This window comes from Ascidiaceihabitans sp. (assembly GCF_039986515.1).
Classification (GTDB): domain Bacteria; phylum Pseudomonadota; class Alphaproteobacteria; order Rhodobacterales; family Rhodobacteraceae; genus Ascidiaceihabitans.
Map to the genome: position 1 here is coordinate 383411 of NZ_JBDWQO010000015.1, position 12990 is coordinate 396400.

General features: G+C 54.2%; 14 protein-coding genes. 5 read left to right on the forward strand and 9 right to left on the reverse strand.

Annotated elements, in window-relative coordinates; genetic code table 11:
• Positions 1 to 2 precede the first annotated feature (2 nt).
• The 5 genes from ABJL60_RS16450 to ABJL60_RS16470 all read right to left on the reverse strand — a co-directional run bounded on the left by ABJL60_RS16450 (position 3) and on the right by ABJL60_RS16470 (position 3359).
• Positions 3 to 386 carry a GFA family protein gene (locus tag ABJL60_RS16450; RefSeq protein WP_348375779.1) on the reverse strand — a complete coding sequence of 128 codons (384 nt, stop codon included), beginning with the start codon at positions 384 to 386 and terminating at the stop codon, positions 3 to 5.
• The gene (locus ABJL60_RS16455) at positions 383 to 1006 is read right to left on the reverse strand and encodes a LysE family translocator (RefSeq protein WP_348375778.1); all 624 of its coding nucleotides are present in this window, start codon (positions 1004 to 1006) and stop codon (positions 383 to 385) included. Before ABJL60_RS16455 ends, ABJL60_RS16450 begins: the two co-directional genes overlap by 4 nt.
• Positions 1006 to 1578, reverse strand: coding sequence for a helix-turn-helix domain-containing protein (locus ABJL60_RS16460; protein WP_348290975.1), 573 nt, complete (start codon positions 1576 to 1578; stop codon positions 1006 to 1008). The genes ABJL60_RS16455 and ABJL60_RS16460 overlap by 1 nt, the downstream gene beginning before the upstream one ends.
• Positions 1579 to 1663: 85 nt before the next feature.
• Entirely contained in the window at positions 1664 to 2122 is a 459-nt protein-coding gene (locus ABJL60_RS16465; protein WP_348290976.1) for a GAF domain-containing protein, read from the reverse strand.
• Between the two features lie 64 nt (positions 2123 to 2186).
• Positions 2187 to 3359, reverse strand: a complete 1173-nt coding sequence (locus tag ABJL60_RS16470) for an acetyl-CoA C-acyltransferase (protein ID WP_348375797.1) — start codon at positions 3357 to 3359, stop codon at positions 2187 to 2189.
• Between the two features lie 91 nt (positions 3360 to 3450).
• Here ABJL60_RS16470 and ABJL60_RS16475 point away from each other — a divergent pair, with 91 nt between their 5' ends.
• From ABJL60_RS16475 to ABJL60_RS16485, 3 genes are all read left to right on the forward strand, one after another.
• Complete coding sequence (locus tag ABJL60_RS16475; protein ID WP_348290978.1) at positions 3451 to 3789, forward strand: STAS domain-containing protein; 339 nt, start codon at positions 3451 to 3453, stop codon at positions 3787 to 3789.
• Between the two features lie 26 nt (positions 3790 to 3815).
• On the forward strand, positions 3816 to 4265 hold the full coding sequence (locus ABJL60_RS16480) for an ATP-binding protein (RefSeq protein ID WP_348290980.1): 450 nt from the start codon (positions 3816 to 3818) through the stop codon (positions 4263 to 4265).
• 296 nt (positions 4266 to 4561) lie between these two features.
• A complete protein-coding gene (locus ABJL60_RS16485) occupies positions 4562 to 6139 on the forward strand; it encodes a gamma-glutamyltransferase family protein (RefSeq protein WP_348375777.1) in 1578 nt (525 codons plus the stop codon).
• Between the two features lie 13 nt (positions 6140 to 6152).
• Here ABJL60_RS16485 and hspQ read toward each other — a convergent pair whose 3' ends face one another.
• A complete protein-coding gene (hspQ, locus tag ABJL60_RS16490; protein WP_108829840.1) occupies positions 6153 to 6479 on the reverse strand; it encodes a heat shock protein HspQ in 327 nt (108 codons plus the stop codon).
• An 85-nt stretch (positions 6480 to 6564) separates the two neighbouring features.
• Between hspQ and ABJL60_RS16495 the strand changes: the two genes are divergently transcribed.
• Both ABJL60_RS16495 and ABJL60_RS16500 read left to right on the forward strand, forming a co-directional pair.
• Entirely contained in the window at positions 6565 to 7446 is an 882-nt protein-coding gene (locus ABJL60_RS16495) for an AEC family transporter (protein WP_348290984.1), read from the forward strand.
• Positions 7447 to 7533: 87 nt separating this feature from the next.
• The gene (locus ABJL60_RS16500) at positions 7534 to 8124 is read left to right on the forward strand and encodes a lytic transglycosylase (protein WP_348290986.1); all 591 of its coding nucleotides are present in this window, start codon (positions 7534 to 7536) and stop codon (positions 8122 to 8124) included.
• A 3-nt stretch (positions 8125 to 8127) separates the two neighbouring features.
• Here ABJL60_RS16500 and ABJL60_RS16505 read toward each other — a convergent pair whose 3' ends face one another.
• The 3 genes from ABJL60_RS16505 to ABJL60_RS16515 all read right to left on the reverse strand — a co-directional run bounded on the left by ABJL60_RS16505 (position 8128) and on the right by ABJL60_RS16515 (position 12974).
• Positions 8128 to 8727 carry an outer membrane lipoprotein carrier protein LolA gene (locus ABJL60_RS16505; RefSeq protein ID WP_348375776.1) on the reverse strand — a complete coding sequence of 200 codons (600 nt, stop codon included), beginning with the start codon at positions 8725 to 8727 and terminating at the stop codon, positions 8128 to 8130.
• A gap of 129 nt (positions 8728 to 8856) precedes the next feature.
• Complete coding sequence (locus tag ABJL60_RS16510) at positions 8857 to 11766, reverse strand: DNA translocase FtsK 4TM domain-containing protein (RefSeq protein WP_348290990.1); 2910 nt, start codon at positions 11764 to 11766, stop codon at positions 8857 to 8859.
• A gap of 5 nt (positions 11767 to 11771) precedes the next feature.
• Positions 11772 to 12974: an aminotransferase class I/II-fold pyridoxal phosphate-dependent enzyme gene (locus ABJL60_RS16515; protein ID WP_348375775.1), complete on the reverse strand. Its 1203-nt coding sequence runs from the start codon at positions 12972 to 12974 to the stop codon at positions 11772 to 11774.
• Positions 12975 to 12990: the final 16 nt, after the last annotated feature.

Below are 12990 nucleotides of genomic sequence, written 5' to 3' on the forward strand. Positions count from 1 at the left end.
TTTTATTGCTCCCTTTGCGGCACATCGTCCGCGATCTTGTAGTAGTCACCTTTGTCCGCGACGAAGATGTGTTTTTCGGTTGTTATTCCTGTTGCGCCGTTTAGCGTTCCAGACATGACAGACACTGCGCCATTGTCGGCCCCGTGCCTCCAAAACAGCGATGATCCGCATCGATTGCGAAACCCGCGCTGCGCCTGTGGTGATGATTGATACCAGCTAAGCGTCTCGTCTTTGGTGGTGGTCAGCTGTTCAGGGCCCACTTGTGTGGCCGAAACATAATGCCCGCTGGTATTGCGGCATTGCACACAGTGACACGCTACGGAATTTCGCAGATCACCTTGCAATTCATATTGCACGCCGCCGCACAAACAACTTCCCTTTCTCATCCTGCCCTCACTGGTGTTGTGGCGGTACCTAAAAGCACGCCGTAAATGACAAAACACACCGCCATGCCACGGCGCACCCAAACATTGAACACGGCGCCCAAAGCCGCACGCCCCAAGCCTGCGCCCAGCGCCGTATATGTGATGTAGCTTAGCGCCGTCAGCGTCAGGGCCGTGGGCACGATCACCCACATTTGCGCACCAATAGCCACGTCCGGCTGCACAAATTGCGAGAACGCAGCGAGGTATCCAGCGACCGATTTCGGGTTGATCGTGGCGATGGCCAAAGCGTTTAAATAGATTGAACCCGGTTTGCGCGGCACCGTCGGTGCGGGTTTGGCAGCAAGCAGCCAACCGCGCACACCAAGGAAGATCAAGAACCCCGCGCCGATTAACTTCGCAATGAAAAAGCCAGTGGGTGAAGCCGCTATCAATGCTGTGATACCAGCCGCACTCAGCGCCAGGAAAAGGGAGGCTTGGGTCAAGATCGCCAAGACGCCGACAAGGCTGCGCTTGAACCCGAGGTTCATGCCATTTGAAATGCAGTTCACCGCATTTGGCCCCGGTGTTGTCACAAAGACGGCCCAAAACAGAGCGAATATGATCCAGCCTTCAAACGACATCAATACACCGGTGGCGCGATGACCCAAACCGCAACGGCCGGAGCATCATAAGGGTTCATCCAGCGAAACGGTTCGCCTTTGATGCGGAAGCTGTCGCCGGGATGAATATGGAAAAGCTTGCCCCCGATTTCCAAATCAAGACGGCCAGAAATCAGGTATCCCACTTCTTGTGTCGGGCGTGTTACGGCCGCGCCGATATCGCTGTGCGGCTCAAACGTGGAATGCACCATTTCAAAGTCATCGGTCAGATCGGGCGACAACAGTTCTTCTACCAGCCCTGCAGTGTGCGACCCCATTGGTCGCCGCGTACCTTGCCGCACCACATAACCCGCTTCGTGCGCCGGCGCCGCTTCGTGCCGGAACAGCATCGAGATCGGCACAGACAGCAATGCTGCAATTTCGCGCAAATCTGAAATGGAAGGCTCGGACAGATCACGTTCAACTTGGCTGAGCCACCCCACGGACCGTCCCAGTCCGTCGGCCATATCCATAAGCGTCAGCCCGCGCGATTTACGCAACGCCCGCAAATCTGCCCCCAAAGTGTCCGGAGAAGAGGGGTTGGTTTGAAGCATGCCACTTGGTCTCGTGAAAATTTATATCCGAATTTCACGTTGCATATGACTCAATGAAAAATCAAGCCTCTTTTTCACGGCATCACTAAATCGCGTTTTTGAAACAGTCGTTCAATATGCCGCCCAAAGCGTCTGCATCAACTTGCGTAAATGCGTCCGCTTGGTCGCTATCGATGTCAAATACGCCCAAAAGTGCGTCGTTTGCCCCCCAAACAGGCAACACAAGTTCGGATCTGGTAGAGCTGGCGCAGGCAATATGGCCTTCAAACTGGTCTACATCCGCGACCAACTGCACCTGTCCCGTTCGCGCCGCAGCCCCGCAAACGCCGCGCGCAAAGGGAATCACCAAACACCCATGCCCCCCTTGATAGGGACCGATTTTCATCACCTCAGGTGCAACGACACGGTAAAACCCTGTCCAGTCAAATCTGTCGTCGCTGTGATGCACTTCGCACGCAATTGTCGCCATCAGCGCCACAGCATCCGTTTCGTTTTCCGTCAGCGCGGCAATAGTTTTAGCCAATGTTTCGTAGTCAACAGTCATGTTTTTCCTATTGGGGGCTCTGCCCCCAAATCCCCGGGATATTTTTGGCGAAAAGAATGAATGGCTAGGGCCGTTCGATTGCGATTGCGGTGCCTTCGCCCCCTCCGATGCAAATTGCGGCAATCCCGCGTTTCAGGCCGCGTGTTTCCAGCGCATTCAGCAGTGTCACCATAATGCGTGCTCCAGATGCGCCGATAGGATGACCCAATGCGCAAGCGCCGCCATTCACGTTTACAATGTCGTGGCTTAGCCCCATTTCGTGCATGAAAGCCAACGGTACAACCGCAAATGCTTCGTTCACTTCCCAAAGGTCGACATCTTCCTTTTGCCACCCAAGGTGCGCGAGTAATTTTTGCGCGGCGGGCACAGGTGCCGTGGTAAACAAGCCCGGGGCTTGTGCATGGCTGGCGTGTCCCTTGATGATGGCGCGTACAGACAGGTTTTGGCTTTTCGCCGCATCTGATGATGCCAAAACCAGTGCCGCAGCCCCATCTGAAATCGATGACGAATTCGCAGCTGTTACGGTCCCACCTTCCCGAAACGCAGGCTTCAACTGAGGGATCTTTTCAGGCCGGGCGTTTCCCGGTTGTTCGTCAGTTGCAATGGAAACGCTACCTTTACGGGTCGTAACCTCAAACGGCGCAATTTCCGTATCAAACGCACCACTGTCTTGTGCAGCCTTCGCACGCGACAAGGACGTCAGCGCATAGTCGTCTTGCACACTGCGTGTAAACTGGAAGGTTTCGGCGCAATCCTCTGCAAACGTCCCCATGAGGCGGCCTTTATCGTAAGCGTCCTCCAAACCATCCAGGAACATGTGGTCCACAACTTTTGCATGCCCCAACCGTGCGCCACCACGCATTTTGTCCATTAAGTAAGGCGCGTTGGTCATGCTTTCCATACCACCTGCCACGACAACATCAGATTGTCCCAGCGCGATTTGGTCAAACGCAATCATAGCGGCTTTCATTCCGGAACCACACATTTTGTTCAATGTGGTGGCAGGTACTTCTTCGCCCAATCCGGCATGAAATCCGGCTTGTCGCGCAGGTGCTTGCCCTTGCCCTGCAGGCAATACGCACCCCATTAGGACTTCGTCCACAACAGGCGCGCCTGCGCCTTGCAAAGCTGCCTTGATCGCGGACCCGCCAAGCTCTGATGCAGTTTGAGACGTGAAAGCCCCTTGGAATCCTCCCATCGCGGTACGTGCTGCACCGGCAATCACAACATCTTTCATCATCAGGTTCCTTTTTTGGAAAGCAATTACGGATTGGTAAGACTTTCATCCTAACAATGACAACAACTCTTAGGACGGCGGTCAAAAATTCATGGAACTATCAAGCAAAACAGAAGAGTCTTTCCGAATTGTTTCGGTGAACGACACACGCATTGATGCGGCAGTAGCAATTGAATTCAAAGATGCAATGCGAACACAAACGGAAGACGGCCCGTCCGTCGTTATCTTGGACCTTAGCAAGGTACAATTCATCGATTCCAGTGGTTTAGGGGCGATTGTCGCATCCATGAAGAACCTAGGCCAGGATCGAAAGTTGGCTTTGGCAGGGCTGACACCAACTGTAGATAAAGTATTCCGTCTGACACGCATGGATTCAGTTTTTAGCCTGTTTGATACTTTGGACGGGGCCGTCGAAGGCCTGCGGTCTTGATACAGAACACTGAAGGAGAGGGAGGTATGATTGTGACCCACTTTCTACCTAAATTCCAAGTTTCCGTTCAAAGCGGTCAACTTGCTGTTCGGTCCGCATTGGAGAAATTACTGACGCAGTTGGAGCCGCTGCATCTGGACGTCGAAGAAGCCGGAACAATCGAACTGGTTCTAGCCGAAGCGTTGAACAACGTGGTGGAACATGGATATCCACCATCGTCCGAAGGTGGAGCGATTGACATTTCGTGCAGCCACAAGCGGGACGGCCTCCACTTTGAAATTTGTGATCAAGGTTTGCCAATGCCAAGTGGTGAAACCCCTATTGGGTCCAAGGTTGACCTGAATGTTCCAATGCAAGACATGCCCGAAGGTGGTTTTGGCTGGTTTTTGATCAAAGATCTCGCCAAAGACATCGACTACGCGCGACAAGGCAACAGCAACCATTTACGTCTGCGCTTGAACGTACGCAGCGCTTGAAAAACCGGTCTTAGGCACAATTTGCCTGCAAAGTTCACGCCGTCGGGAATACTTCCCAAAAGCACCACAGCAAGTTCACATTTTCGCCCCTTTTTCACGTCATACCTGTTCATGTAGCTGCATATGGCTTCCCTCGGCGCCGCGTTTGATAGCCCCCACCCAGTGCGCGGTGCCGAGGAACTACCTCCCCAGCAGACCTTTACGACCCAGTGCATCCATCTTGTGTGCGCTTGGATGCATGGACATTCGGGCTGTAAAGATTAGGTTCGCCCAGAACCAATCACAAAGGCTTCTCCATGCGCGACTTTCACCTTCCTGGCCGTTCCCCCGTTTTCGCAAGCAATGGAATGTGCGCAACATCGCACCCTTTAGCCGCTCAAACAGCGATCAACATCTTGCAACAAGGTGGAAATGCGATGGACGCAGCGATTGCCGGGGCGGTGTTATTGGGTATCTGCGAACCACAAATGACAGGCATCGGTGGTGACTGCTTTGTTCTTTATTCTCCTGCGGGGACAGATGAAATCCACGCTTTGAACGGTTCAGGACGCGCACCTTCGGGCCTTGACGCTGATCTTTTGCGGCAGCAGGGGGAAACAACAGTCCCTTTGCGCAGTGCGCATGCGGTTACGGTTCCCGGCGCAATTGATGCCTTTTGTCATTTGTCGGAAACCGTCGGGAACATAGGGTTGGATAGGGTGTTGGCGCCAGCCATCCACTATGCAGATCACGGAGTTCCCGTCGCACCGCGTGTCGCATTTGATTGGGCCAATGACGCCGAAACATTGCAAGGCTCCGCGCGTGATATGTATCTGTTTGGTGGCAAAGCCCCCCAAGTCGGACAAATGTTTGCGGCCCCCGGACAAGCCGAAGTCTTGCGACGCATTGCAAAACATGGCCGCGATGCCTTTTACAGCGGCGAAATTGCAGATGACATGATCGCCACCTTGAACGCGATGGGTGGCATGCACACCGAAGACGATTTTGCCAAAGCTGCCTGCACACAAACCACACCGGTTGCTGGGCCATACAAAGATATCGAAGTGGTAGAGCATCCCCCCAACACACATGGTACAACGGCCTTGTTGATGCTGAACATCCTGTCACATTTCGACATTGCGGGTATGGATCCAGTCGGTGCTATGCGCGTTCACATCGAAGCGGAAGCTGCGAAACTGGCCTATGACGCGCGCAATCGCATTGTTGCCGACGCGGATTTTACAACACGGGCTGATGTTATGACGTCGCCTGAAACAGCGGCAAAACTGGCAGCTTTGATTGATCCGAAATATGCGATCAAAGCAGCGGCGCCACTTACAGAAGCCGTTCACAAAGACACGATTTACATTACGGTCGTTGATCGCGATGGAATGGCCGTATCCCTGATCTATTCCATTTTCCACGGTTTCGGGTCGGGCATTGCTTCGGACAAATTCGGTATTTTGATGCAAAACCGCGGTGCAGGCTTCACTTTGGAAAAAGGCCATCCCAACGAACTGCTTGGCGGGAAGCGCCCGATGCATACGATCATTCCCGGTATGATCCGCGAAAACGGTAAGCCAACAGTTCCGTTCGGGGTCATGGGCGGGGCGTACCAACCCAACGGACATGCGCGGTTCGCGTCAAATATTGTGGATTTCGGCATGGACTTACAAAGCGCCATCGATGCACCACGCGCATTCAGCGACACAGGCACGCTGAAAGTCGAACGTGGTTACAGTGATGCAGTGCGCCAAGAGCTAAGCGATTTGGGGCATTCTGTTAGCATTCCCGACACGGCCATTGGCGGCGCACAAGCTATTCGAATGCGCCAAGACGGGGTGCTTGAAGGGGCAAGTGACGCACGTAAGGACGGAATTGCGCTGGGGTATTAACCCCGGCGTTCCATCAATTCAGCTGAAAATGCAGTGGGTAGGTTCCGTCCTGAAAAGGACCAAAAAGGTCTGGAATATCAGGATGATCGACCGGCTCACCAGAGTAATCCGCTATCAGGTTCTGCTCCGAAACATAGGCCACATAGTAGCTTTGGTCATTCTCCGCCAGCAAATGATAATAAGGCTGGTCTTTAATGGGGCGGCTGTCCTCTGGGATCGCCTCATACCATTCATCTGTATTGGAAAACTCAGGGTCCACGTCAAAAATGACCCCTCGGAAGGGGTGCTTCTTGTGACGGACAACTTGCCCCAAGTGATATTTCGCGAGTGTTTTCATCATAACATTGCAGCCCCTACCGCCCGTTAGTAGACGTTGCAAGAGGGCTTTGTCCAATTTTACCGATCCTATAAAAGGAAACAGACTGTTGACCCTTGCCTTGACCGTCCTTGAAATTGTGGCCCCGGTTTTCTTGCTGGCAGGCATCGGCTTTACTTGGGTCAAATTGGGCTTCGAATATCGCATCCAATTTGTGACACGCTTGGCTATGACGTTGGCAGTGCCCTGTCTGATCTTTGTGTCATTGATGCAGACCAAAATGGACCCGTCTGCAATCACTCAATTGTCGCTGGCCACATTGGTGGCATACGCAGGTGTTACGCTTTTGACTTGGGGCACAATTTTGGCGTTGCGACTGGACCGCAGCACATATCTGGCACCGCTTATTTTTGGCAATACCGGCAACCTTGGGCTGCCTTTGGCCTTATTTGCCTTTGGTGATGTGGGGTTAAGCAATGCCATCGTGGTCTTCGCAATCATGGCGGTCGGGTCGTTTACCTTTGGAATTTGGCTGGTGTCCGGACGTGGCGCTTTGGGGAAAGTGGTTTCAGAACCCATGGTTGGCGCGACGCTTTTAGGCGCTGTGTTCCTGTGGATGGGCTGGCAAACACCCCTATTTTTAACAAACACATTGTCGCTTATCGGACAAATGGCGATTCCTTTGATGCTGATCACGCTTGGGGTGGCCGTCGCGCGGCTTACACCACAAAGCTTCCTGCGGGCGATTGTACTTTCATTGTTCAAACTTGTCGTTTGCACTGGCGTCGCATGGTTTACGGGGCTGTTTTTCGATCTTGAGCCCGTCGCATTTGGAGTATTGGTTTTGCAAATCGCAACGCCGGTGGCTGTCACGTCCTATTTGCTGGCTGAAAAGTATGGCGCGGACGCAGATGCCGTTGCCGGCCTTGTCGTGGTGTCGACGGTGATGTCTGTCGGCGCACTGCCGCTTATTTTGGCGCTTGTTCTGTAGAAAACGTGATTTCAAACTGCGCAAAAAGCAGGTAGTATACGAAGCAATAACGCCGAAAAGGCGATCAAAAAATGAGGCAAGAGGCAGATGAGCAGAACTCTTGGCGCGATAATGTTGGTTTTGGCGCTTGCGTCATGTTCCAGTGGTGGGTCAGGCAAAGCCCCCAAGGAACTTGATAACGCATGTTCAATTCTAAAACAGCGCCCCGGATATCTAAGCGCGTTCAAATCAGCAGAACGCAAATGGGGTGTGCCTGTGCACGTCCAGATGGCGACCATTTACCAAGAAAGCAAATTCGTATCCAACGCACGCCCGCCCTTTCGCTATGCGGCAGGCGTAATCCCGATGGGTCGTTTGTCCAGCGCACTTGGGTATTCCCAAGCCCTTGATGGAACATGGAAAGAATACCAACAGGACCAAGGTCGCTTTGGCGCAAAGCGCACACGCATCAAAGACGCAAGCGACTTCATGGGCTGGTACATGAACACCACCCGCGACCGCAACGGCATCAGCCTTGGCGACGCTCGCAACCAATATCTAGCTTATCACGAAGGCCATACAGGGTATGCGCGTGGCAGCTACAACAAAAAGTCATGGCTGCTGCGCGTGTCTGGCGAAGTCGGCGCACGATCAGACACTTACCGTCAACAATTGGCGACCTGCCGCGTGCGTCGCTGACACTTAATCCAGTTTCTGCCCGGGCGACCCTGTATCAAACAGGCGGTTGGGCAGATTCCCCCCCACCTTCATTGCACCCAAAACAACTGTCGTTGCACTGCCCGATCCATCGTTGATCACCCATTGGCGCAGTTGCACGGGGTCCGCGGTGAATTTCATCTGGATGTTGCCGTACTCGGGGTTGTCCGGGTCCTGCGCGGTCACCACCGTCGCCGTGCCATCAAAGCTGTGGCCCGTCACCATTCGCGCTTGCCCCAAGTTCACATTTCGCGCCAAAATGATCGAAAGCGGCGTGCGTTTCAGCGGATATGTTTCGGGTGGCTGGTTTGATTTCTTGTCGTCCACAACCACAGCACCCGATCCCGCAATCACAATCGCGCTGTCCGGGGCGTTGTACTCAAACCGCATACGACCGGGCCGTTTGATGTAGATTTTGCCCGTGCTGACGGATCCATCATCGTTGATCTGTGTGAAATCGCCCTGAGTCGTTTTCAACCCATTCAGGTATTGCGAAATCGTATTCAACGGGATTTTGTCCGCGCTGGCCATTGTGGCCATGCTTGCGAAACCCGCGATCATCACTGTTTTAAAATGGAAACTCATATCGTTGCTCACTTTTGTCTTGCCTCGTATCCGATATAGGCAGACCCGCGATGTTATACGATAGCAAAAGAAAAATGCGCACCAAACCAGCCGGTTAGTGCGCATCTATTAAGTGTTTCGCAAAGATGTCTATTGCTGCTCGGGCACCAGAATCTCGCGTTTGCCCACGTGGTTCGCCGCCGACACAAGTCCCTCGTCTTCCATTTGCTCAACCAGTCGCGCGGCTTTGTTGTAACCAATCGCCAATTTGCGCTGAATGTAGCTAGTCGAACATTTGCGATCTTTGATCACCACGCCAACGGCCTGGTCATAAAGCGCGTCTGCCCCGTCCGTATTGCCGCCAAGGCCAAGCACCTGATCGATGTTGCTTTCCTTGTCTTCGTCCGGCCCTTCAACCACGCCCGACACATAGTCTGGCGCACCAAAGGCTTTCAGGTGGTTCACGATTTCCTCGACTTCTTCATCAGACACAAACGGCCCGTGACAACGCGTGATCTTTGCGCCGCCCGCCATGTAAAGCATGTCGCCCATACCCAAAAGCTGTTCGGCGCCCATTTCACCAAGGATCGTGCGTGAATCGATTTTCGACGTCACCTGAAAGGAAATACGGGTCGGAAAGTTCGCCTTGATTGTGCCGGTGATCACATCGACGGAAGGTCGCTGTGTGGCCATGATCAGGTGAATGCCCGACGCCCGCGCCATCTGCGCCAAACGCTGGATACAGGCTTCGATTTCTTTGCCCGCCACCATCATCAGATCCGCCATTTCGTCGACGATCACCACGATGTAAGGCAAGGCTTCGGGTTTGATTTCCTCAGTCTCGAACACTGGTTCGCCTGTGTCATCGTCAAAACCGGTCTGCACTGTACGACTGAACATCTCGCCTTTGGACAACGCCTCTTTGACGCGCCCGTTATAGCCGTCGATGTTGCGCACGCCCATTTTGGACATCTTGCGATAGCGTTCTTCCATCTCGCCTACGGTCCACTTCAGTGCCACAACCGCCTTTTTGGGATCGGTTACAACAGGGGACAGAAGGTGCGGAATCCCGTCATAGACAGACAGTTCCAGCATCTTGGGGTCAATCATGATCAAGCGGCATTCTTCCGGCGTCAGCTTGTAAAGCAACGACAGGATCATGGTGTTGATGGCGACCGATTTACCGGACCCCGTCGTACCCGCAATCAACAAGTGGGGCATTTTGGCAAGGTTGGCGACAACTGAATCGCCGCCGATGTCTTTGCCCAAAGCAAGCGGCAACTTCATATTGCTGTCGCCAAAATCACGGGCAGACAGGATTTCCCGCAAAACCACTTTTTCGCGGTTCTCGTTTGGCAATTCGATACCAATAACAGAACGGCCCGGAACGGTCGACACACGGGCAGACAAGGCGGCCATGGATCGCGCAATATCGTCCGCCAGCCCAATGACACGGCTGGCTTTCAAACCGGGGGCAGGTTCCAGTTCATACATGGTGACAACGGGACCGGGGCGCACCGCAACGATTTCGCCTTTGACGCCATAATCATCCAACACATTTTCCAACATGCGCGCGTTTTCTTCCAACGCCTCATCGCTCAGATGGTGACGCTGCACGACATCCGGGCTTTCCAGCAACGACAGCGGGGGCAATTCAAATCCCGGATGTGTGTCTTCAAAAGAAAGCTGCGGTTGGGCTTCGGCTTTGGCGCGCGTCGATGGTTGCACCGGCTTGCGCACAGGTTGTTCCACCACAGCACGCGGCGTTGCCACAGGGATCGCAGGTGCCGGTTGGGCGACATCTTGCAGCGGCAAAGGTTCTGCAACAGGTTCCGGCGCAGCCGTCACAGGCGGGGCCACAACATCAGCGCGTGGGGCAACCAGCGGCGGTTCCGCGCGTACTGCAGCAGGCGATGCCATCAAAGGCGGTTCAGGCGGCAATTCGACCGGCGTTGGCTCTGTGTTCAGCACCAAAGGATCAGGCCCACGGCCACGCCCTTTGGTCAAAGGGGCCACGGAGCTGACTTGCAAAGACGGCGTTTGACGTACCCGCGATTTGATCACATCCGAAATCTTCGCCTTGATGCGGTCATCACTTGGGGCATGGTCCAATTCCACATCCGAATATGTCTCAATCAATTCCGGTTCCGGCATCGCGTCAGGGACTGGATCGGCGCGCTTGATCAGCGAAGGCATACGCGACAATAACCCGGCTTTTGGTTCTGCCGGGGCCATATCGTAATCAGGCGCATCTGCGACCGGAGTCGCTTCAACGGCATAGTCAGGTGCCGGAATACTAGCTTCGGCATGGGCATAGGCCGCTGCCTCTGCGGCTTCTGCCCGTTGGCGGTCCTTGCGTTCAGCTGCGCGTGTTTGCATCTCGCGGGCAGCGTGGACTGCGTTGCTGGCGCCTTTGCCCAACAACGTCATCAAACCTGCATACAAAATCACAACGCCCAGCAGCAAAAACCGTCCGACGCGGTGGATTTCGGGGCGTGTGAAGCCCAACACAAAAGCACTCATGGCGATGACAGCCACGAACATCAGCAAGGACATCAGCTTCAGCGCAAAGGCGGATCCGATAGGTAGGATTGTCAGCGAAAAGCCCATGACAGTGTAACCAAACATGCCGCCAAGCCCAAAACTATGCGTTTGTGACCATGCGGCCCCCGGCTGCAGGGTTTCAGCATAAATCGCAAGCAAAGCAATACCGATAGGGGCAAAAATCAAACGGCCCAGTGCACGGTCTGTGCCCCAATGCAGCAAAAAACGCACGCCCCAGGTCAACAAGACAATCGCAATCGCCCAAGCCCCAAGCCCCACAACCATCATCAATGGTGCCGCCAATGACGCCCCGGACCGACCCAGCCAGTTTTGCACTTGTGCATCCGTAGACACCAACCAATTGGGATCGTCTGGCGAATAGCTACCAATCATAGCCGCACACAAAAGGCCAAGCACAATCAACGAGATGCCAATCAACTCTTTGCTGCGTTTCTCAATCGCTGCCTGCATATTGCTGTCCAGCAACGGGTCACGCCCACGTGTTTGATATGCCATTTTACTTACCTCGCCTCGTCGTTCTGAGCTGGATAAAGACAATCGCGAATGGCTTCTAACCCGCGCGTCATTTCCGCTTTTGGGGCCACCATGGCGACCCTGATGTATTCATGTCCCGGGTTCATGCCGTCCACATCCTGTGCCAAATAGGCCCCCGGAAGCACGCGTACGCCCGTCTCTATCCACAATTTCAATGCTGCCGCTTCGCCGTCTTCAACCTTCAGCCACAGGAAAAAACCGGCCTCCGGACTGGCGTATCCGGGCACATTGCCAAGGATGCGATCCGCAATCGCGTATTTTTCCGCGTACAAAGCGCGGTTCTCAATCACATGCGTTTCGTCCGCCCAAACTGCCGCTGCTGCCATCTGCAAAGGCAGCGGCAAAGGCGACCCTGCGTAGGTGCGCAATTGGCGAATTTCATCCATCGTCTTCGGTCCGCCAGTTACAAAACCGGACCGCAAGCCCGGCAAATTGGACCGTTTGGACAGGGAATGAAACGCCACCACCCGCTCTGGATCGGCGCCAATTTCATGCGCAACTTGCAAAGCACCGACAGGGGGGGCATCGCGGTAGATCTCGGAGTAACATTCGTCTGCAAAAATGCGGAAATCGTACTTTTCTGCCAAGGCCAGAAGGTCAGTCCAATAGGCACGATCTGCCACAGCGCCTTGCGGATTGGCGGGGGAACAAATGTAAACCCCCACACAGCGTTGCAAAACGTCTTCCGGCTGCGCGGCATAATCAGGCAAGTGATTGGTATCTGCCGTAGCCGCAACAAACACAGGTTCTGCACCCGAAGAAATGCTGGCCAACATGTAAACCTGATAGAACGGGTTCGGCATCAAAACTGTAGGGCGCTGGCCATTCTTGGTTTCGGGGCACAACGCCATGGGCGCGTTGTACAGCCCTTCGCGTGTGCCGTTCAACGGCATCACATTGACATCCGGATCAAGCGACAAACCATAACGGCGGTTGGCCCAATCGGCAAAAGCGCTGCGCAATTCGGACGCACCTTCATTGGGCGGGTAGCGGTTAAAACCCGCGGCATGTTCAGAAATTACATCCGTAACCCACGCCGGGAAAACGTGTTTGGGTTCACCAATGGTCATATGCACAACGTCACCGCCCGCAGGATGCACATCTAAAAGCGCACGCAAACGTGGAAACGCATAAGCCGGAAGGTTCGAAAACCGCTCGGGAAACTTCATCAAAACTGCCTCAGGA

What these genes read in the sequence shown, in the direction of transcription:
- ABJL60_RS16475 (WP_348290978.1), top strand. Translation starts at nt 3,451, where the DNA reads ATGGAACTATCAAGCAAAACAGAAGAGTCTTTCCGAATTGTTTCGGTG.
- ABJL60_RS16455 (WP_348375778.1), bottom strand. Translation starts at nt 1,006, where the DNA reads ATGTCGTTTGAAGGCTGGATCATATTCGCTCTGTTTTGGGCCGTCTTT.
- ABJL60_RS16500 (WP_348290986.1), top strand. Translation starts at nt 7,534, where the DNA reads ATGAGCAGAACTCTTGGCGCGATAATGTTGGTTTTGGCGCTTGCGTCA.
- ABJL60_RS16460 (WP_348290975.1), bottom strand. Translation starts at nt 1,578, where the DNA reads ATGCTTCAAACCAACCCCTCTTCTCCGGACACTTTGGGGGCAGATTTG.
- hspQ (WP_108829840.1), bottom strand. Translation starts at nt 6,479, where the DNA reads ATGATGAAAACACTCGCGAAATATCACTTGGGGCAAGTTGTCCGTCAC.
- ABJL60_RS16505 (WP_348375776.1), bottom strand. Translation starts at nt 8,727, where the DNA reads ATGAGTTTCCATTTTAAAACAGTGATGATCGCGGGTTTCGCAAGCATG.
- ABJL60_RS16510 (WP_348290990.1), bottom strand. Translation starts at nt 11,766, where the DNA reads ATGGCATATCAAACACGTGGGCGTGACCCGTTGCTGGACAGCAATATG.
- ABJL60_RS16515 (WP_348375775.1), bottom strand. Translation starts at nt 12,974, where the DNA reads ATGAAGTTTCCCGAGCGGTTTTCGAACCTTCCGGCTTATGCGTTTCCA.
- ABJL60_RS16465 (WP_348290976.1), bottom strand. Translation starts at nt 2,122, where the DNA reads ATGACTGTTGACTACGAAACATTGGCTAAAACTATTGCCGCGCTGACG.
- ABJL60_RS16450 (WP_348375779.1), bottom strand. Translation starts at nt 386, where the DNA reads ATGAGAAAGGGAAGTTGTTTGTGCGGCGGCGTGCAATATGAATTGCAA.
- ABJL60_RS16480 (WP_348290980.1), top strand. Translation starts at nt 3,816, where the DNA reads ATGATTGTGACCCACTTTCTACCTAAATTCCAAGTTTCCGTTCAAAGC.
- ABJL60_RS16470 (WP_348375797.1), bottom strand. Translation starts at nt 3,359, where the DNA reads ATGAAAGATGTTGTGATTGCCGGTGCAGCACGTACCGCGATGGGAGGA.
- ABJL60_RS16485 (WP_348375777.1), top strand. Translation starts at nt 4,562, where the DNA reads ATGCGCGACTTTCACCTTCCTGGCCGTTCCCCCGTTTTCGCAAGCAAT.